At 71.7% G+C, this 19040-nt stretch carries 19 protein-coding genes; 5 read left to right on the top strand and 14 right to left on the bottom strand.

Going from position 1 to position 19040, the window contains the following annotated elements; genetic code table 11:
- Nucleotides 1-31: 31 nt before the first annotated feature.
- The 4 genes from G9272_RS06555 to G9272_RS06545 form a co-directional block, all read right to left on the bottom strand.
- Complete coding sequence (locus tag G9272_RS06555) at nucleotides 32-1801, bottom strand: hypothetical protein (protein WP_171395647.1); 1770 nt, start codon at nucleotides 1799-1801, stop codon at nucleotides 32-34.
- A gap of 48 nt (nucleotides 1802-1849) precedes the next feature.
- A complete protein-coding gene (locus G9272_RS45170; protein WP_253267737.1) occupies nucleotides 1850-1981 on the bottom strand; it encodes a hypothetical protein in 132 nt (43 codons plus the stop codon).
- Between the two features lie 274 nt (nucleotides 1982-2255).
- The gene (locus G9272_RS06550) at nucleotides 2256-3653 is read right to left on the bottom strand and encodes a nucleobase:cation symporter-2 family protein (RefSeq protein ID WP_171395646.1); all 1398 of its coding nucleotides are present in this window, start codon (nucleotides 3651-3653) and stop codon (nucleotides 2256-2258) included.
- Nucleotides 3654-3779: 126 nt separating this feature from the next.
- Nucleotides 3780-5156, bottom strand: coding sequence for an FAD-dependent oxidoreductase (locus G9272_RS06545; protein WP_171401879.1), 1377 nt, complete (start codon nucleotides 5154-5156; stop codon nucleotides 3780-3782).
- Between the two features lie 199 nt (nucleotides 5157-5355).
- Between G9272_RS06545 and G9272_RS06540 the strand changes: the two genes are divergently transcribed.
- Nucleotides 5356-5979: a DUF6214 family protein gene (locus tag G9272_RS06540; protein ID WP_171395645.1), complete on the top strand. Its 624-nt coding sequence runs from the start codon at nucleotides 5356-5358 to the stop codon at nucleotides 5977-5979.
- An 86-nt stretch (nucleotides 5980-6065) separates the two neighbouring features.
- Here the strand turns inward: G9272_RS06540 and G9272_RS06535 are convergent, their stop codons facing one another.
- Nucleotides 6066-6704 carry a DUF305 domain-containing protein gene (locus G9272_RS06535; RefSeq protein ID WP_171395644.1) on the bottom strand — a complete coding sequence of 213 codons (639 nt, stop codon included), beginning with the start codon at nucleotides 6702-6704 and terminating at the stop codon, nucleotides 6066-6068.
- A 190-nt stretch (nucleotides 6705-6894) separates the two neighbouring features.
- On the opposite strand from G9272_RS06535, the gene G9272_RS06530 reads away from it, so the two are divergent.
- A complete protein-coding gene (locus G9272_RS06530) occupies nucleotides 6895-8397 on the top strand; it encodes an LVIVD repeat-containing protein (protein ID WP_171395643.1) in 1503 nt (500 codons plus the stop codon).
- On the opposite strand, the gene G9272_RS06525 is transcribed toward G9272_RS06530, so the two are convergent.
- The 6 genes from G9272_RS06525 to G9272_RS06500 form a co-directional block, all read right to left on the bottom strand.
- Nucleotides 8385-9068 carry a TetR/AcrR family transcriptional regulator gene (locus G9272_RS06525; RefSeq protein ID WP_171395642.1) on the bottom strand — a complete coding sequence of 228 codons (684 nt, stop codon included), beginning with the start codon at nucleotides 9066-9068 and terminating at the stop codon, nucleotides 8385-8387. The two genes, G9272_RS06530 and G9272_RS06525, sit on opposite strands and share 13 nt — an antisense overlap.
- A 201-nt stretch (nucleotides 9069-9269) precedes the next feature.
- Nucleotides 9270-9959 carry an HAD family hydrolase gene (locus tag G9272_RS06520; protein WP_171401878.1) on the bottom strand — a complete coding sequence of 230 codons (690 nt, stop codon included), beginning with the start codon at nucleotides 9957-9959 and terminating at the stop codon, nucleotides 9270-9272.
- Nucleotides 9960-10020: 61 nt separating this feature from the next.
- Nucleotides 10021-10533: a hypothetical protein gene (locus tag G9272_RS06515; protein ID WP_171395641.1), complete on the bottom strand. Its 513-nt coding sequence runs from the start codon at nucleotides 10531-10533 to the stop codon at nucleotides 10021-10023.
- Entirely contained in the window at nucleotides 10530-11201 is a 672-nt protein-coding gene (locus tag G9272_RS06510) for a phosphatase PAP2 family protein (protein WP_171395640.1), read from the bottom strand. The genes G9272_RS06515 and G9272_RS06510 overlap by 4 nt, the downstream gene beginning before the upstream one ends.
- Nucleotides 11202-11720: 519 nt before the next feature.
- Nucleotides 11721-12656, bottom strand: coding sequence for a M56 family metallopeptidase (locus G9272_RS06505; RefSeq protein ID WP_171395639.1), 936 nt, complete (start codon nucleotides 12654-12656; stop codon nucleotides 11721-11723).
- Nucleotides 12657-12737: 81 nt separating this feature from the next.
- Entirely contained in the window at nucleotides 12738-13280 is a 543-nt protein-coding gene (locus G9272_RS06500) for a DUF5134 domain-containing protein (RefSeq protein ID WP_171395638.1), read from the bottom strand.
- A 158-nt stretch (nucleotides 13281-13438) separates the two neighbouring features.
- Here G9272_RS06500 and G9272_RS06495 point away from each other — a divergent pair, with 158 nt between their 5' ends.
- Complete coding sequence (locus tag G9272_RS06495) at nucleotides 13439-15166, top strand: FUSC family protein (protein WP_253267736.1); 1728 nt, start codon at nucleotides 13439-13441, stop codon at nucleotides 15164-15166.
- Nucleotides 15167-15420: 254 nt separating this feature from the next.
- A complete protein-coding gene (locus G9272_RS06490) occupies nucleotides 15421-15882 on the top strand; it encodes a MarR family winged helix-turn-helix transcriptional regulator (RefSeq protein ID WP_171401876.1) in 462 nt (153 codons plus the stop codon).
- Between the two features lie 43 nt (nucleotides 15883-15925).
- Here G9272_RS06490 and G9272_RS06485 read toward each other — a convergent pair whose 3' ends face one another.
- Nucleotides 15926-16690 carry a VOC family protein gene (locus G9272_RS06485; RefSeq protein WP_171395637.1) on the bottom strand — a complete coding sequence of 255 codons (765 nt, stop codon included), beginning with the start codon at nucleotides 16688-16690 and terminating at the stop codon, nucleotides 15926-15928.
- Nucleotides 16691-17194: 504 nt separating this feature from the next.
- On the bottom strand, nucleotides 17195-17587 hold the full coding sequence (locus tag G9272_RS06475) for a VOC family protein (RefSeq protein WP_171395636.1): 393 nt from the start codon (nucleotides 17585-17587) through the stop codon (nucleotides 17195-17197).
- Between the two features lie 74 nt (nucleotides 17588-17661).
- On the opposite strand from G9272_RS06475, the gene G9272_RS06470 reads away from it, so the two are divergent.
- Nucleotides 17662-18201, top strand: coding sequence for a GNAT family N-acetyltransferase (locus G9272_RS06470; RefSeq protein ID WP_171401875.1), 540 nt, complete (start codon nucleotides 17662-17664; stop codon nucleotides 18199-18201).
- 15 nt (nucleotides 18202-18216) lie between these two features.
- Here the strand turns inward: G9272_RS06470 and G9272_RS06465 are convergent, their stop codons facing one another.
- Nucleotides 18217-18900, bottom strand: a complete 684-nt coding sequence (locus G9272_RS06465) for a glycerophosphodiester phosphodiesterase (RefSeq protein ID WP_171395635.1) — start codon at nucleotides 18898-18900, stop codon at nucleotides 18217-18219.
- Between the last annotated feature and the right edge of the window lie 140 nt (nucleotides 18901-19040).

The raw sequence follows: 19040 nt of genomic DNA, 5'->3' as shown, positions 1-19040 counted from the left end.
CGGGCGCCCGAAAGGTCAATTGGCTCGAGGCCTACTCGGCATCGCAGGTCGTGGCCTCGGATCCAGTCGGTTCCGTGGACCTCGTGCCGGCACTCTCGCCCTTCCTGCCCGCCTCGATGGGGGCGTGGCGCCGCCGTTGAAGCTCATCGCGTTCGACGTCCGGGATCGTCATCGACTCGGCAAGCACGGCGGCAAGCGCGTCCACTTGAGTGTCGTCGATGTCAGCGTGGAAGAGCCACCGGGTGTTCTCGTCGCGCGTGATGAGGTCGATCGCCAAGCGCCCGCCTCTGTCCTTCGTGGTCGATGCTCGGACGTATCGCACCTGGTCGACGGGGATGTCCAGACGGATCTCGCCTTGCTCGAGGAACGCGTTCGTCTTGGCCGTGATGATGCGGCGATCCGTGACGGCGACCAGTGTCCTTGCCGCCATCTTGTCCCTCGCTGCCGCCAACTTCTCCTTCGCTCCGCTGAGGATCGCGGAGATCGGACCGAGAGCATCGAGCTGATCGGGGAAGCCGAGGACACGTAGGGTCTCACCGTCCTCGAGGAACCATCGCAGGATGCGAAGGTACGGCTCGAGATCCAGCGATGTGGGAGCGCAGACGACGCCCGGAGCATCGAGCGGAGGGGCCGGCGGATGCAGGGCATCGGCAAGAGGCTCGATCGCTTCCAGAAGACGGGCGGAGGTCTGGCGCGCTGCGATCGAGTCCTTCCGCTTCCCCGGCAGTGGCAGTGTGTCGCGTCCGGGGAGTTCGGCGATGATGCGCAGCTCCCGCGTCAGTGAGTCGACGAGGCTCGTCGTCTCGGCGAGGGCGGCGTCGAGCTCTGTGCGAGTGTCGCGCGCGATGGAGTCGACCAGCCGGGCCTCGCCGACGTCTTCGGGGCCGGCGGCTCTCGCCCGCGCGGCGTGGAGCGCCTGATACCCGGTCCATGCCTTGACGGAGGACAGGAGGGCGTTCGCGTCGAAGAGGATTGCCTCGGCGTTCGTCTCGAGATACTCACGGCGGGCATGTCCGTCGAGCTGATGGATCTGCCGGATGTGACTGCCGACGTTCAGGCGGTACAGGTCACGCTGCGTACGCAGGTCCGCCTTCTTGCCCGCGACGGTGTCCCACAGGGATGTCGGGACCGATCCGACCTCTCGCGCCTGGTCGACGACGTGATCGACGGTGGCGACGAGCGCCGTCAGCTCGGCCCACTGCCCGTGGCGGACAGTCGCGAGCACCTGGCTGGTCAGCGCGATGTTGGTTCTGACAAGGCCCTCGACCTCACTCAGCTGCATCTGAAGGGCGACCATGGCCAGCGCGGGCCCGATCGACGCCGCGTTCTGCGCCGCGCTCACCGCATTCACCGGGTAGAAGCGGGCCTGACCGATGAAGCGGCCCGGAATCATCACTGTTCCGAGGTTCGCGCCATCCTTGACCGCGAGTGTTCCGCCGGCCTTCAGGAGGGCCTGTGTCGCGCTGCTGATCCTGTAGAGCCCCTGAGCGCCGGCGAATGCGTTGCCGAGGTTTCCCGCCACGGTCGCCGTGTTCCCGATCGAGGCGAGGACTGCGGAGATCTGCTTGCGGTCGGCGGCCGACACGAACCCGAAGTCGAGCAGATCGGGCTTGAGTTCCGCCGGTACCTCACCGAAGACGACGGCAACCCCCGGGAGTACCTCCGCTATGACCGTCGATGCGGCCGTTGGGTCGACGTCCGGGTTGGGTGTCGGATCGTCCGCACCAGGTGAGTCGGCGGTAGTGCTCCGGCCGTTCTCCTCAGGCTCGGCGATCTCCATCGAGTCCGAAGGGTCCTGCATGCGATCTCCTACCCGCGGGGGCGCGCAACGGCCAGACGTCGTCGGCGTTCACTGCCGGAGCCTACAGTTCGACGCCCTGCGGTTCGGCCCGAATCCGGCGGGTTGATTCCGGACCGGCTGGTGCCAGGCGTGGGTGCACCTCCCGGCGCAGAACCGCTCCCGGCGCCGCTTGTCGGCCACTCCGAGCGGGGCTACAAGCAGCCGAAAATGCCTTCACTCGCTCGTCCTGCGGCAGATTGATGATCTTTGTCGGCTGCGCCGGCAGCTGCCCGCGCGTGATCAGGACTGCCGGAGTGTGCGTCCGGCCGGATGCCGGCCGGACGCACGCTCAGTCCCTGCGCGAGCTCGTTCGGCCCGACCGTGCGCTCGTCCAACCACCCATCCCGTGATGCAGCTCGGACCAGCACCTCTGATGCTGTCGAAGCAGATCGCGAAGTATGGCTGGGCTGGACTACTAGACGACCTCTTCCCTGGACTTCTCCGGCACGTCCCCGACGGGCTCCTCGCCGCCGCCGGTCGGCAGGGCGACCGTCTCCGGTGCCGGGCCGGCCTTCGAGGGCAGGTGGTTGAAGAGCAGGTTCAGGACGATCGCCGTCAGGCAGCCCGCGCTGATACCGCTGTTCATCACCGTCCGGAACCAGTCGGGGAACTGCTCGTAGATGGTCGGTACGCCGACCGGCAGCACGCCCATCGCGACCGATACGGCGACCACCGTCAGGTTGTGGTTCCCCTTGAAGTCGACCTCGGCCAGCGTCCGCAGACCGCTCGCGGCGACCGTCCCGAACATCACCAGGCCCGCCCCGCCGAGGACCGGCGCCGGAACCGCGGCCACCACCGCGCCCAGCTTGGGCAGCAGACCCAGCAGCACGAGGATGCCGCCCGCGGTGGCGACGACCCAGCGGCTGCGCACCCGGGTCATGCCCACCAGGCCGACGTTCTGCGCGTACGCGGTGTAGGGGAAGGTGTTGAAGACGCCGCCGAGGACGGTCGACAGACCGTCGGCGCGCAGCCCGTCGGAGAGGCTGCGCGGATCGACCTTGCGGCCGGTCATCTCGCCGACCGCGATGAGGTCACCGGTCGTCTCGGTCATCGTGACCAGCGCCACGACCAGCATCGAGATGATCGCCGACGCCTCGAAGGCGGGCGCGCCGAAGTGGAACGGCGTACTGATCCCGACCCAGTCGGCGTCCCCGACGCCGTCGAAGTCGGTGAACCCGAACGGAACCGAGACCCCGAGCCCCACCACGATGCCGATCAGCACAGCGATCCGGCTCAGGAACGCCGGCGCGAACCGCTGCACGGCGAGTACCACGGCGAGGACGAACGCGGCGAGTCCGATGTTCTTCGGCTCCCCGAAGTCCGCCGAACCGACGCCGCCCGCCACCCAGTTGCCCGCGACCGGCAGCAGCGAGATGCCGATGATCAGGATGACGGTGCCGGTGACCAGCGGCGGGAAGAAGCGCAGCAGCCTGCCGAACAGGGGCGCCAGCAGCATGATCGCGAGCCCCGCCACGATCACCGACCCGTAGATCGCGGGCAGTCCACCGCCCGTCGTCCCGATCAGCACCATGGGCGACACCGCCGCGAAGGTACAGCCCTGCATGATCGGCAGCCGTACGCCGAACCGCCAGAAGCCGACACACTGGATCAGCGTGGCGATGCCGCACACCAGTAGGTCGGCGGTGATCAGATACGCCAGGTCGGCGGGCGACAGTTTCATCGCACCGCCCACGATCAGGGGCACGGCCACCGCGCCCGCGTACATCGCGAGCACGTGCTGGAGGCCGAAGGCGGCCAACTGCCGTGCGGGTGGCACCTCGTCGACGGGATGAACGGGCGCGGTCGTGGTCATGGGCACTCCAGGGCGGCGGCGCGGGCATCCGGACAGGCTGAACGGACCGGACGGGCTGAACGGGCCGGACAGGCCGGAACGGGCGAACGGAACGAGAACGTACGGGACTTAAACAGTTTGTTGATTTCACCGGTGTTGCTGCTGTGTGTCCTGTACACCGATCCCGGGGGGACTCGCCGCCGTCCACAGCGCCGCCCAGTCCGGCAGCTTCACCACACCCCGCCCCAGTGAGGCGCCCAGCGCCGCCTCGGCCCGCTCGATCGCCAGCCATCCGGCCCATTCGACGGGTTCGGCCCCGGCGGCCCGCAGCAGCTCGAGCGGATCGCCGGGCAGCTCCCGCCTTACGAGGACGGGGCCGTCCTCCAGCAGGGACGTCGCCGTCTCCTTCGCGCACGGCCGGTTGGTGCCGATGACCCCCGTGGGACCCCGCTTGATCCAGCCCGCCACGTACTCGCCCGGTGCCACCACCCCCTCGCGCAGGACCCGCCCCGCGAGATGCGGCACCGTGCCCCGCTCCGGATCGAACGGCAACCCCTCCAGCGGCACCCCGCGATAGCCCACCGACCGCAGCACCAACTGCGCCTCGATGTCCTCGTACCGTCCGGTGCCGGTCACCCCGCCGTGCGTGTCCGGCGCGGTCCGCTCGAAGCGCACCGCGCCCAACCGGCCTTTGTCGGCGAGCAGTTCGACGGGTCGCAGGAAGAACCGGAGCCGGATCCGCCGCCGGGTGCCGCGGGCCGGCGCGGCCGCCGCCCAGCCGCGCAGCACCTCCACGTTGCGCCGCTGCGCCGCCGGCAGCGCGGAGGGGTCGCCGTACGCCGGGTCCAGCGCCAGCTCGGCCTCGTCCACGACCACCTCGGTGTCCGGCAGGCCGGCCAGCTCGCGCAGCTCCTTGGTGGTGAAGCGGGCCTGGGACGGGCCGCGCCGCCCCACCATGTGGATCTCGGCGACCTCGCTCGCCGCCAGCGCGGTCAGCGCCGCCTGGGGCATGTCGGTCGGGCTGAGCTCGGCCGTCTGCCGGGCCAGGATCCGGGTGACGTCCACCGCCACGTTCCCCACTCCCACCACCACCGCCGAGCGGACGTTCCGCAGGAACCCGTCGGCGACCGTGTCCGGGTGCGCGCTGTACCAGGACACGAACTCCGTCGCCGACCAGCTGCCCGGCAGCTCCTCGCCGGGCACACCGAGGTGCCGGTCCGTCGCGGCGCCCACGCAGTACACGACCGCGTGGTACAGCTCGCGCAGCCGGGACGCCGACATCCCGCCCGTCCCGACCCGGATCCCGCCGAGGAAGCGCACCCGCTCGTGCTCGAGCACCGCGCGCAGATTGTTCTGGAGTGACTTGATCTTCTCGTGGTCCGGAGCGACGCCGTACCGCACCAGCCCGTAGGGGCACGGCAGCCGGTCCAGGACGTCGACGAGCACCTCGGGGTCCTGCTGGACCAGACTCTGGGCGGTGTAGACCCCACTCGGCCCTGAGCCGACGACGGCGACACGCAGCACGCGGAACTCCTTACCCAGGGGGACGGAGGAGATCGCTCGTGTCTCCAGCATCGCATCAGCGCGGCTCCGCTGACAGGGTGCTGTGCGCGCCCGATGCGTGCGTGTCCGTTCGTATGGAAAGTGATCATGCGGTTACGTTGCGTGTGTGCTAGACGCATCGTTTCTTGATCTTTCTGATCGTCCCGCCGAGGACGGCACGGTGTCCGTGTGGCCCGCGTGGGAGGTCCGGGAAGCCGGGGGCGTCACTTCCTGGTTTCATGTGCGGCTGGCGTTCGTCGACGGTGCGCGGGTGGAGCTGCTGGCCGTCGTCTGCGAGGGGCGCGTCTCGGTCGAGGACGTCAGCGCCCAGCCGCCCCTGTCGCTCGTGGACCTGACGGTGCTCGCGGACTGGATCGAGGGGCCGCTGTTCGAGAGGTGCGACGAAGGCGGCGGCCTCGAGGCTGCGGGCGTGGAGGACGCGGAGGACGCGGAGGACGCCGACGGCGTGTACGGCGCGGAGGGTGCCGACGGCGTGTGCGGCGCGGAGGGTGCCGACGGCGTGTACGGCGCGGAGGGTGCCGACGGCGCGGAGGGCGTGCGGGAGCCGGCCGTCGCCGGGGATGCCGACGAGGCGCTCGTGGCCCGGCGGGCCCGTCCGGCCTGGCCGCGCGGCATCGAGGGGCGGTGGCTGGTGGCGCAGGAGTACCGCGCGGCCCAGGAGAAGGGGGCGGACCCCGTCCTTGCGGTCATGTGCGCGACGGGACACAGTCGCCGCAGATCGCTGAGGCTGATCGCGCAGGCGCGCGACGCGGGCTACCTGACGCCGCGTCATGTCCGGCGCTGACAGGGCCCGTTGACGAGGGCCGTCGACCAGTCCCGTGGTCGAGGCCTGCTGGCGAGGCCTGCTGACGGGGTTCGTGGACCGGGGCGCTACTGCATCCCGCGCATCCGCGTGATCTCACTCGTCTGCTGTGCGATCACATCGTCCGCCATCTCCTCGATCCGCACGTTGTTGCCCTGTGCCTTGACGTCCGCGGCCATGGTGAGGGCGCCCCCGTGGTGGGTGATCATCAGGGTGAGGAAGAGCGCGTCGAACGCCTTGCCGCGGGCCGCGCGCAGCTCGGTCAGCTGTGCCTCGGTGGCCATCCCGGGCATCGCCGCGTGCTCGTGCTCGCCGCCCGTCTCGTCCTCGCCGTAGGTCGTGAGCCAGCCCTTCATGGCTTCGATCTCCGGCTCCTGCGCGGCGCCGATCCGCGTCGCGAGGCCCTTGACGGCCTTCGACTCGGCCTGCTTCGGGGCGAGTTCGGTCATCTCCAGGGCCTGGGTGTGGTGCTGGATCATCATCCGCGCGTACGCCACGTCGGCGGAGTTGGGTGTGTCGTCGTCGGCGCGTTGCTCGGCCGCGTCCTGGGCGGAGAGGGTCCGGTTCGTCTCACCCGGCTTGCCCGGCGCGATCACCGAAGGGCCGCTCGCCGCGCCCGACTTGGTGTCCGGCGCGGAGTCGCACCCCGCGAGGGCGAGGGCGAGCAGCAGTGAGGCTGAGACGAGGGGCGCGCGGCGGACGAGCACAACGACCTCCTGAAGCAGGTGAGTTGAGGGCGGGGGGCCGTCCTCGTCTGGATCTTTGCACCATGGATCGCACTACTGAACCGAAAGATTCATTACGAGTGCGTTGCCAGCCCTTGATATGTGCATGATGAAGACGATACTTCGGAGCACCGCGAACCGTTCCACGAGAACGGCGACAAGGGAGGACACAGTGACCCTGTTGAACGACCTTCGAACGCGACGCAGACGGCTGGGGGTGGCCGCCGCGTGTACCGGACTGCTGGCCGCACTCCTGACGGCCGTCCCGGCGGCCGCGACCCCCGACCCGGGGGACGGGCCCGCCGTGCAGCAGGAGGTGTCCGAGGGCGCCCGGGCCGAGGCGACGGCGGCGATCGCCGACGGCGAGATACCGGGGCAGGACGAGATCGTCCATTCCGACAACATCGAGCACCTGACGAACATCCCCAAGGACGCCTTGCCGGGCACCAACTCGGACCTCGCCTTCCAGGGCAAGTACGCCTTCTCCGGCAACTACGACGGCTTCCGCGTCTTCGACATCAGCAACCCGAAGTCGCCCAAGACCATCGCCCAGGTGCTCTGCCCCGGCTCGCAGAACGACATCTCCGTCTCGGGCGACCTGCTCTTCCTGTCCACCGACTCCTCGCGCAGCGACAGCAGTTGCAACAGCACCACGCAGCCGGTGACCGAGAAGTCCTCCTGGGAGGGCATGAAGGTCTTCGACATCAGCGACAAGGCGAACCCGAAGTACGTCGCCGCCGTCGAGACCGCCTGCGGCTCGCACACCCACACCCTGGTGCCCGAACGCAAGAACGTCTACATCTACGTCTCCTCGTACTCGCCGAACGCCGCCTACCCGGACTGCCAGCCCCCGCACGACGGCATCTCGGTCATCAAGGTGCCGCGCAAGACGCCGGAGAAGGCCGCGATCGTGAGCTTCCCCGTGCTGTTCCCGGGGGAGGGCCCGGACGGCGGCGGCAACCCGGGCTCGCCCACCAACCCCGGGGTCTCCAAGACGACCGGCTGCCACGACATCACGGTCCTGCCCTCCAAGGACCTGGCGGCGGGCGCCTGCATGGGTGACGGCATCCTGTTCTCCATCAAGGACCCGGAGCACCCGAAGGTCATCGACCAGGTCCAGGACAACGTGAACTTCGCGTTCTGGCACTCGGCGACCTTCAACCAGAAGGCGAACAAGGTCGTGTTCACCGACGAGCTCGGCGGCGGCGGTGCGGCCACGTGCAACGCGGCGATCGGGCCGGACAAGGGCGCCGACGGCATCTACGACATCGTCGGCAAGGGCGACAGGCGCAAGCTGGTCTTCCGCAGCTACTACAAGATCCCCCGCCACCAGGCGGACACCGAGAACTGTGTGGCCCACAACGGCTCGCTGATCCCGGTCAAGGGCAAGGACATCATGGTCCAGGCCTGGTACCAGGGCGGAGTCTCGGTCTGGGACTTCACCGACTCGTCGAAGCCGAAGGAGATCGCCTACTTCGAGCGCGGTCCGCTCGACACCCAGGTGCTGAGGGGCGGCGGCTCCTGGTCGGCGTACTACTACAACGGCTACATCTACTCGAACGACATCGCCAAGGGCTTCGACGTGCTGAAGCTCAGCGACCGGCGCACCGACCCGGCCAAGCGGGTCCGTGTCCACGAGCTCAACGTCCAGACCCAGCCGGACTACTTCGACTGACCCTCGCTCCGCGGAGCCGTCGGGTCGGTCGCGAAGAAGCGCGACAGATCGGTGTCACTCCTCCCGCCGGGCGCCTCGGCGCCCGGCGGGACCCCCTGCTCCCAGTCGAGCCGGTAGCGCGCGAACAGTTCGGCGCGCAGCGTCGTGAGCGGCAGGGGCACGTTCGGCAGCACCATCGCGTAGACGGCTCCCATCAGCTGGGAGCGCAGCATCGGGTAGTCGTGGCCGACGTCCTGCGACCCGTGCCGGGCCGCGGTGTCCCGCAGCAGCTCGGCCAGCCGCTGCTGCTCCGGACACTGCACGAACCCCTCGGCCTGCAAGAGGCCCGCCATGTGCTGGCGCATCAGCACCGTACGGTCCCGGGCCAGGCCCAGAATGCCGTCGATGGCCCGCGCCATCCGCTCCCGGCCGTCCTCGGTGCGCGGCTCCCGCTCCAGCGCCTCCTCCAGCGTGCGGTGCATCAGCCGATGCACGGCCGACTGGACCAGCTGCCGCTTGCCGGGGAAGTAGTACGACACCAGACCGCGCGCCGAGCCGGCCCGGTCCGCGATGTCACCGAGCGTCGTCGCCTCGTACCCGCGCTCGCTCACCAGCTCCACCGCGGCCTGAAGGAGCCGCTCCCGGGAACGGCGCCGCAATTCTTCATTGACCGACGCGCTGCGCGGGGACATCCTGGAACTCCTGTGTTGACTGGCTGCCAGCCAACTATACTCAGGGTAACCCGGTGGGGTTCCGCTTCGGAACGCATCGGGCTGCCGCCTGCTCTGGGCGACGCGGGGGATCGTCCAGAGTGGGCGTGCTTTTCCCGTAATGGTGGCCTGAGGCGACCGTCGGTAGAGAGCGGGCCGGGTCCGTCGGATCACTTCGGCGGGTCACCCCACCAGGTCCAGCACCGTCCGCAGCGCGTCCGGACGTTCGGCCGCCGGCAGATGGTCCACGAAGTGCACCGCGCAGCCCAGCGCCGCAGCCCCGCCGTCCGCGCGCCGGTCGTCGCCCACCATCAGGGTCCCGCCGGGATCGGCGTCCAGCGCCTCGCAGGCGACCGTGAACAGCCGGGGGTCCGGCTTCTGGAACCCGTGCTCGTACGACAGCGCGTACGCGTCGACGTACCGGTCGAGGCCGTGCTCCCGGAACACCGGTCGCAGGTCCCAGCCGATGTTGCTGACCACACCGACCCGGAGCCCGCGTTCGCGCAACCCGCTCAGTACGTCGAGGGCGTCGGGGTAGGGCGCCCAGGCCGCCGGGATCCTGTGCCGTTCGTACAGGGCGTCGTACAGCGCCGGGTCCGGCAGCGGCACCTGACGGGACAGACCGGTGTACGCGGCCCGGTGCAGCTCCGCGCTCTCGTCCCGCACCCGCCACACCTCGGCGACCCCGGCGGGCAACCGGACCGGACTCGCCCCGCCGGGCAGCGCGCCGGCCGTCTCCAGCGCCCGCGCCTTATCGGCGAGCTCCGACGCGGGCAGCGCGACACCCGCCGCCTCCAGCACCGCCCGCAGCCAGGACTCGGCGGACTCGATGCGGAACAGGGTCCCGGAGAAGTCGAACAACACGGCTTTCATGGGCATGGCGCCGAGTCTATGAATCAGTCGGCTCTCACGGGCCCCGCACTCCCGGCCGGATTCACGGATCCCGCGGGCTCACGTTCCACACGAGTGGAAGATCGCCGTCACAGAACACGCAGACGAAGACCCCCTCACGCACCACGTTGTTCTCCCCGCACCGCTCGCAGCGCCGGAAGACCAGCGCATGCGTGAAGCCGTCGGGACGGCCGATGCCGGCCTCGTCCAGGGCGGCGGCCACGGCCGGCCAGGAGTCGGGGTCGGGACAGTAACCGGTGGACTGGTTGCTGACCTCGTGCACGCGCGGTCCCTGCGGGGTGCGGCGGAACGAGATCTCGCCCGCGCCGAGCACGTCTCCGCCGCCCGCGCAGGCCACGTGCTCGCTGCGCCGGGGCGCGAGCCGCAGCAGGCCGTCGAGCCCGACGACGTACGTGAACGGCTCGCTCTCCTCCGCCCCCGCGTGCGCGTCCAGATCCGCGGCACGGCGGATCACCCGGCCGCCGGCGCCGGGAACGACCGCCCGCCGCACGTCCTCCGGCCCCACGTAGCCGTACCGTCGCTCCGGCAGGGTCACGGGCGCCACCGCATGTGCGCCGCGATCGCCAGCGCCACCAGCAGGGCGCCCAGCAGCCAGCCGCCCAGGACGTCCGAGGGCCAGTGCACGCCCAGCCAGATCCGGGTCAGTCCCACGCCCACCACCGAGACCACCGCCACCGCCAGCGCCGTACGCCACACGACAGGGGCGACGCCGTGCCGGTGCAGCAGCCACAGCAGGAGGCCGAACACCACCGTGGCCGTCAGGGCGTGCCCGGAGGGATACGCCGCGTAGTGGGCGGAGTCGACCGGGTCGGGCCAGACCGGACGGGCGCGGCCCAACCCGGCCTTGAGGGACTGCTGGATCAGTGTGCCCACCGCCGATGTGACGGCCAGCCACCCGGCCGTCCACCAGGCCCCGTGCCGCCACACCAGCCATACGGCGACCGCCGCCCCCAGCAGACGCATGGTCAGGGGGTCCCAGACCCAGTCCGTGAGGATGCGGCAGACCTGGGTGAGGTCGGGATCGGCGACGGCCCAGCGGTGGGTGGTGCGGGAGATGCCGCCGTCGACGGAGATGAGGGGATGCCAGTCGGCCGCGACCAGGAGCAGGAGCAGGGCCGAGCACAGCCCCAGGACGAGGCCGGTCCGGAGCGTCGTGCGCAGAGCCGGGAGGCGGGGCGGGGATTCGACCGACGGATGGTGCATACGGAGATCCTCGCCGAACGGCGGGGCCGGAAGCGAACTCGGGGCGGTCGGTCCGGGTTCCGGGGCGGTCGGCCCCCGTTCTGGGGGCGCCGGGGGGTGGGTTCCGGCGCGCCTGCCTCGGCCGCTGAGTGCGGCTGTCCCGGCTACTGGGGTGGCCTGTCCCGGTCCGGCGGTGGTCCGTCCTGGGCCGGCGGTGGATGTCCTGGCCAGGGGGTGGCCGGGTCGGGTCCGGGGGTGGCCGAGTCGGCCGGGTGGGGGCGCGGGGCGGTGCCAGGAGCTGCTGGTCGTGGCCCTGGGGCGGCTGGCCGGGCTTCTGGGGGTGAAGGTTCTGGCCGCTGGGGTGGATGCCCGAGGGGAGCCGGAGTGGTTGGCGGCCCAGAGAGGGCGGGCCCCGAGGTGGCCGGGCCCCGAGGTCGCCGGGTCGGCCGACGGGGTGGCCGGGCCGGCCGACGGAGTCGCCGGGCCCGTGTCGGGAGTGGCTGATCGTCGCTATGGGTGGGTTCTCCGGGGCCGTGGGGTTCAGCCCAGTGTCCGGAGGGCGGGGACCAGGGTTACCAGTACCGGGATCACCGGTACGAGGGAGGCCGCTGCCGTCAGTCGTAGTCTGCGGGCCGCGGTGAGGCGGTCGGGCGGTGTGAGCAACCGGTCCACGCGCTGCGGGACATGGGCCTGCGGGGCGGGGGAGGGGCCGAACACGCCCCGGTCCTCGTTGAGTTCGACCAGCGCCAGCGCGGTCGTCAGCCGGCCGAAGCGCCGGGAGGCCATGTCGTCCGCCGACAACTCGACCAGCCGGTGCATCTCGTCGCGGAACGCGGCGAACACCGGTACCTGCGGAAAGCCGGTGGCCAGCGCCGTCGAGCAGTTCAGCAACCAGTCGTGACGCGCCTGGGCGTGCCCCTGCTCGTGCGCCAGCACGGCATCCAGCTGACGACCCTTCAGGCGTCGCAGCGCGGCTGTGGTGACCACCAGTTGGGGAGCCGCACCCGCCATCCACCAGGCGTCGGGCCGCTCACCCTCCAGTACGAGCAGTCGGCCGGACGCGGACTCCTCGCCCGGCAACAACGGTGCACGCAACCGGAGTTCGGCGTGCCGGGACCGGCGTCCGGCCCGGCTCCGCAGCACCTCCCGTACGAGCATCGCCCCGCTCCACAGCCCGCCGCACGCGAGCGCCACCGCAGTCGCCGCCGCCCAAGGGCCCGTCGCGCCCAGCCCGTACGCCTCCACCACCGCGCGCGGGGCCGGCGCGAAGACATGTCCGCGTACTGCCTGCCAGGCCGCCGCCGCGCTGAGCGTCATCGACAGCGCACAGCACAGCAGGACCGCGGCCACCACGCACTGCCACGCCCACAGCGCGACCACCGGTTCATGGTCCGGCCAGTCGGCCCGGGCGATCAGCCGGGGGGCGATCACGGCGGTCAGGGCACCGAGCAGCAGCAGTACCGCGGGGACCATCATGAGCAGCACCCTATGAGCGGCGTACCGCTCAGGGGTACGGCTTGTTACAGCGAAGTGACGCAGACCACGCCCGAGTTGGGTTCACATCGTCAGCAGCATGGCGAGCATCCCGATCCCCATCGACAGCCGGCACGCCCGCGCCACCTCGGGCCGGTCGCTCCAGGCCACGGCGGCGCCGCCCGCCCCGGCCACCGGCAGCAGCCGGGCCCCGGCGAGCAGGACGTACCCGGTGAAGTACAGCAGCAGCACCCCCGTCAGCAGCGGGACGCCGGAGCCGCCGTGCCCGTGCCGGTGCGCGGGCGCGGCGGCCATCACGGCCGCCATGTAGACCATGGCTCCGGCCCCGACCAGATGGTGCAGGTGGTGGGCGCTCGCGCGGGCCGCCCACAGCGCCCGCAGCGCGGCCGCCCCGAAGATCGCGGCGAAGGCCGGCCAGGCCCACGCGGGCGGGGTGAACGCGGCCGCGGGCACGGCCATCGCGGCCATCCCGAAGCCCATCAGCGCCTCGCCGCCGGCGGCCCTGCGCTGCTCCTCGACCCCGCTGCGCATCCGCAACAGGCAGTAGGCCCCGGTCGCCGCACACAGCGCTACCAGCAGCCAGCCGGGCGAAGCCGGTCCGTGCACGCGCACCTCCCCGCTCGACGTTCGCAATCGAGGGTTGCGATGCCCACGGCACACCGTGCGCACGCGGGCGCAAGGGTGTACACGGGGGGCATTCGACGGAGCACGAGATATTTCGCGGGTAATATTTCACGGGTAAAACACATGCTAAATTAGTTGGTATGAGCAGTGCGACCCCTCAGCGCCCCCGCCCCGAACCCCGCCCCGAACCGCGCGGCGGGCAGCACGGCCGTCGGCGCGGGCAGCGCCCGGGACGCCGCCTCCCGATCGCCGGAGTACTGCGCCTCGGCCGGCCCTCCGACATCTGGTTCAAGCCCGCCCTGAGCGTGATCGCCGCCGTCGCCCCGCCGAACCTGATCCTGCTGGCCCTCGGGCGGCTGGACCTGGCGATGTACACGATGGCCGGGTCGCTGTGCGCCCTGTACGCCCACAACCGCCCCTACGCGGCCCGGGCCCGTGTCCTGGCCTGGGTGGTACTGGGCATGACCGTCGGCCTGGCGGTCGCCCTGCTCGCGGCCTCGCTGACCACCGACGCCGTCGCCCTGGTCACCGTCGGCGCCCTGCTCGCGGCAGCGCAGAAGGCCCTCTGTGACGCGACCCGCCTCGGTCCGCCCGCCAACGTCGTCCTCACCTTCATCACCTCCGCCGCACTGTTCATCCCGCAGACCCTCGGGCAGGTCCCCGGCCATCTGGGACTGGCACTCGCCGCGGGAGCCTGGGCCTGGCTGATCGGCATGGCGCCCGGGCTGCTGCGGCCGCACGGCCCCGAGCGCCGCGCCACCGCCCACGCCCTGGACGCGGCCGCCGCCCACGCCGCCACGGACGGCACCGGCGACGGTCACGCCCGGACCCGCGCAGCCGCGGCCGCCGCCGTGCACGGCGGCTGGCAGACCCTGCTGTCGGCCCGCGCCACGGACACCCGCCGGGCCCTGGAACGTCTCCTCGTCCGCGCCGAGATCGCCCTCGCCGCCCCCGCCGACACCGACCCGAAGCGGCTGCGCGACTGGGCCCGGGACCTGCGCGGCACCGGCCCGGTTCCGCACCCGGACGACCTGGTGGACGACGACGAACTCCTCGGCGTCGACGCCGAACTCGCCACCGGCCGTCCGCCGCTGTGGCTCCGCCTCGGCCCCCTCGCGCCGATCGCCGCACGCACCGCCCTCGGCTGCGCCCTCGCCGGATACGCCTCCCTCGCCCTCGGTGTCGGCCGCCCCTACTGGGCCCTGGTCACCGCCGCATCCCTTTACCAGGCGAACATCACGCTGACCTGGAGCCGCGGAGTCCAGCGCGTCGTCGGCAACCTGGTCGGCGTGCTCGCCTTCGCCGCGCTCGTGCCGCTCGCCCATCTCACGCAGGCCGCCCTCGTCCTGATCTGCCTCGCCCTGAACTTCGGCGCCGAGGCGCTGATCAGTCGCAACTACTGGCTCGGCAGCGTCTGCGTGACCCCGATGGCCCTGCTCATCACCGAGTTCGCGCAGGTCCAGGACCCGGGTCGGCTGATCACCGAGCGACTGGTGGACACGCTCGTCGGCGCCGTGGTCGGCTTCGTCGCCGCGGTCGCCGTCACCAACCGCAGGGCCGGCGACCGCCTCGGACACGCCCTGACGGCCGTCGAACGGGCCCGCGAGCAGGCCGCCCGTCTCGTGGCGGAGCCGCGCCCCGCCCCCGGCGCCCTGGAGTCCGCCCGCCGCGGCCTCGCCGCCGCGTTGGTCGACCTGCGCGCCACCGCCGACGCCGCGTCCGGCGAGTGGTGGCAGCGGGCGCTGCCCGCGGAGCGGGTCGTGTCGGCCGAACAGTCCGGACACCGTACGCTCGCGGCGACGGTACGGCGCCAGGGGCTGCTCCTGGACCGGGACGCGAGCACGGGAGCGGAGGACGTACGGCGATGACGGCGACGCAGGGACGGGCGGCGGCCGGGAACGGGACGGGGGAAGGACCGGCGACCGGGGCGGAACCGACGGCCGACGACCCCGGAACCACCGGTGACCGCCCCAGGAGCGGCGACGGGCGGGGGAGCGGGGGCACGCGGGGGAGCGGGGGCACGCGGGGGAGCGGTGGCCGGACAGGCACCGGCGACCCGGTACGGCCGGGACAGCCGGTACGGAACGACACCGTCGCTGCCGTCGTACGGCAGTGGCAGACGGTGCGGCCCGACCTCGACACCGGCCCCATGGAGATCATCGGCCGCGTCAACCGCTGCGCCGCGCTCCTCCAGCAGGCCGAGGACGCCCCCCTGCGGCGGGCCGGCCTGAGCCGTGCGGAGTTCGACCTGCTCGGCGCGCTGCGCCGCACCGGCCATGAGCTGACTCCCGGCGAACTGGCCCGTGAGACCTTCTCCTCCGGGGCGGCCGTCACCAAGCGGCTCAAGCAACTCACCGAGCGCGGACTGGTGGAACGTCGCGTCGACAGCCGGGACCGCCGGGTCGCCCACCTCCGCCTCACGGACGCCGGGCGTGACCTCGTCGACGGCATCATGCCCGAGCAGCTCGTCTACGAGAGTGCCGTGCTGTCCGCCCTGGACGACGACCGCCAGGGCGAACTGGCCGATCTGTTGGGCGAGTTGTTGAGCCGACTCGAGGGGCACATGCGGGCGTTGCGGGTCTGAGCGCCGCGTCGACGCGGGACCGGACCACGCCACCCGTCGACGTTCACTTCTCGTCTCCCGCCCGGTACACGCCGAACACCGCGCCCTGCGGGTCGCGCAGTACGGCGATCCGCGGACCGGCCGGCACCGAGGTCGGTTCCATCAGCGCGGTGCCGCCCGCCTCCACCGCCGTCCGGGTGGACTCCTCCACGTCCGCCACCGCGAAGTACGGCAGCCAGTGCGGGGGGACCTCGGGCGGGAACTTCTCGTCCATCGTGATCATGCCGCCGAAGTCCGCGCCGCCGACGCCCCACTGGAGGTAGTTCTCCGAGGAGCGGACGGTCCAGCCGAACACCGTGGTGTAGAAGGTCTCCGCCCGGTGGCGATCGCGGGTCAGCAGCTCGACCCAGCCGAGCGAGCCGGGCGCGTTGAACAGCCCGGCGCCCGGGAAGGCCCGCGCCTGCCACAACTGGAACGCGGCACCGCCCGGATCGAGGGCGACCACGAAACGACCCACGTCGAAGACGTCCATCGGGCCGACCAGCACCTTGCCCCCGGCCTCCGTGAGCAGCCGCGCGCTGACATCCGCGTCGGTCACCGCGAACGACACGTTCCAGGCACAGGGCTGTGCCTCCTGGTACAGGGGGCTGAGCGCGGCGACGGCCGCTTCGCCGAGGTGCGCGACCGTGTAGCCACCCGCCTCCTGACGCGGATCCGTCTCAGCGCGCCAGCCGAAGAGCTCCGCGTAGAACCGCTTCGCCGCCTCCAGGTCACTGGTCCCCAGCTCGGCCCAGCAGGGCCCGCCGGGCACGGGCGCGTCGAGCTTCATGGCGTTCCTTCCGAAAGGGACCCCCTTCAGCACGCTATGCCTCGGTCCGCGCCACGGCATCCGGTGGCCGCCGAGGCCCACGAAACACGGTCCGGCCTGCCCAGATGGCCCCGACGACCCGCCGCTGAACCACCCCGGCCACCCCGGCTGCCCGCCGGGCACGGCCAGGCGCCCACAGGCGACCGACGAAGACCGACCCGGGCCGACGAAGACCGACCCGGGCCGGCGGGGCCGACCCGGCCGACCCGGGTCGGTCTTCGTCGGCCCAGCGGGGTCGCCGGGGCCAGCGGGGCTGGCGGGGCCAGCGGGGTGAACGGGGCTGGCGGGGCCAGCGGGGTGAACGGGGCTGGCGGGGTGAACGGGGCTGGCGGGGCCCTTCAGGTCTTCGCCCCGCCCCGGATCCGCCCGTCCTCAGGTGTCTCTCTCTCCCCCCCCGCACCGCGCCTCGGACTCGCCCCCGGTCGGTACCGGACCAGCTCAGATCCCCGACCGGGACGGGTCGTCTCAGATCCCCGGCCGGTACCGGATCGGATGGTCCGCCGGCACCTCCACCAGGACGATCGGCGTGCCGTCCGGATCCGCGATCCACATCTCGAGCAGCCCCCACGGCTCGCGGACCGGCGGCCGGACGATCTCCACCCCCTGGGCACGCAGCTCGTCGTGCGCCGCCGCCACGTCCGTCACTTGAAGCCACAGCCGTACGGCGGGATCCGGCGGTGTCTCCGAGCGGCCCGAGACCTCGAGGAAACCGCCGCCGAGGAAGTAGACGACCCCGCGCTCCGGCCCCGTCCCGAACTCGCGGTAGACCGCCAGGCCCAGCTGCTCGCCGTAGAAGGCACGGGAACGCTCGGGGTCGGTCGGCCGGAGCAGGGTCCTACTGCTGAGTACGTGCACCATGCAGCCGGAGCCTACCGGCGCAGGGTCTACGCTCGGCGATGCCCCAGCCGAGTCAGAGACCGGAGAACGCCCGCATGGACACCGCCGCCACCGAATTCACCTTTCGCGACGCCGTCGACACCGACGTGGACGCGCTCGTCGCGCTCATCGAGTCGGCCTACCGGGGAGACGCCAGCCGGGCCGGGTGGACGACCGAGGCAGACATCCTCCAGGGGCAGCGGACCGACCCCGACGGTGTGCTCGCGGTCATCAAGGCGCCGGACAGCAGGCTGCTCATCGTCGAGCAGCAGGGCCGGATCGTCGCCTGCTGTCAGCTGGAACACCGCGGCGGCCACGCCTACTTCGGCATGTTCGCCGTCAGCCCCACGGTCCAGGGCGCCGGCCTCGGCAAGACGGTCATGGCGGAGGCCGAGCGGCAGGCCCGCGAGAACTGGGGCGTCACCGAGATGCACATGACCGTGATCTCCGTACGCGAGGACCTCATAGCCTGGTACGAGCGTCGCGGCTACCGGCGCACCGGTCGCATGACCCCCTTCCCCTACGGCGACGAGCGCTTCGGCATTCCGCAGCGCGACGACCTCCAGTTCGAGCTGCTGGTCAAGGAACTCGCCTGACCGCCAGGACCTGTCCTACGCCGTGAAGCGGCCCGTGCGCCTGATCTCGGGGTAGTCGGTGGTCGCGCCGTCGAGTTCCAGGGCGCGGACGAGCCGCAGCTGGTCCTGTGTGTTGACCACCCAGCCGATGATGCGCAGGTCCCGCTTCCGCGCCTCCTCGACGATCTCCAGGGTGAGCCGGCGCAGGTTGAGGCAGACCGTCGCCGCGCCGGCCTCCACCGCGCGGTCGACGACGTCGAGGCCGTAGCGGCTGCCGATGAGCGCGGTGCGGACCCCGGGGACGAGGCGCGCGATCTCGGCGACGGCCTCGTCGTGGAAGGAGGACACCTCCACGCGGTCCACCAGATCCCGCGCGTGCATCACCTCGGCCAGCGCCCGCGCGGCCTGGACGTCCTTGATCTCGGCCTGGAGCGGGAGCCGCACGGCGTCCAGGACCTCCTCGAAGAACGGCACGCGCTCGCCGCGGCCCGCGTCGAGGGTCCGCAGCTCCGCGAGCGTCTGGTCGGCGATGGGCCCGGTCCCGTCGGTCGTACGGTCCACATCGGGGTCGTGCATGACCACCAGAGCACCGTCTTTGCTCAGATGCAGATCGAGTTCGATGACGTCCAGGCCTGCGTGCTCCGCGGCGACGAAGGAACGCAGGGTGTTCTCGGGCTCGACACCCATGACTCCGCGGTGACCGATGGTGAGGAAGTTCAAGGCGCGACCCGCTTCCGTCGACGGTTTGGGCTGGAGGAGCACGCAGCCTAGTGGCCCGGGGGCCGTCAAGGACATGAGCGTGCACCGAGGGTTCCTCTACCCGCCCGGGCCGAAGATCCGACCCGCTGGACAGGCACTAG

Source organism: Streptomyces asoensis (assembly GCF_013085465.1).
Taxonomy (GTDB): Bacteria; Actinomycetota; Actinomycetes; order Streptomycetales; family Streptomycetaceae; genus Streptomyces; species Streptomyces cacaoi_A.
This window is presented reverse-complemented; position numbering and strand designations above follow the sequence as displayed.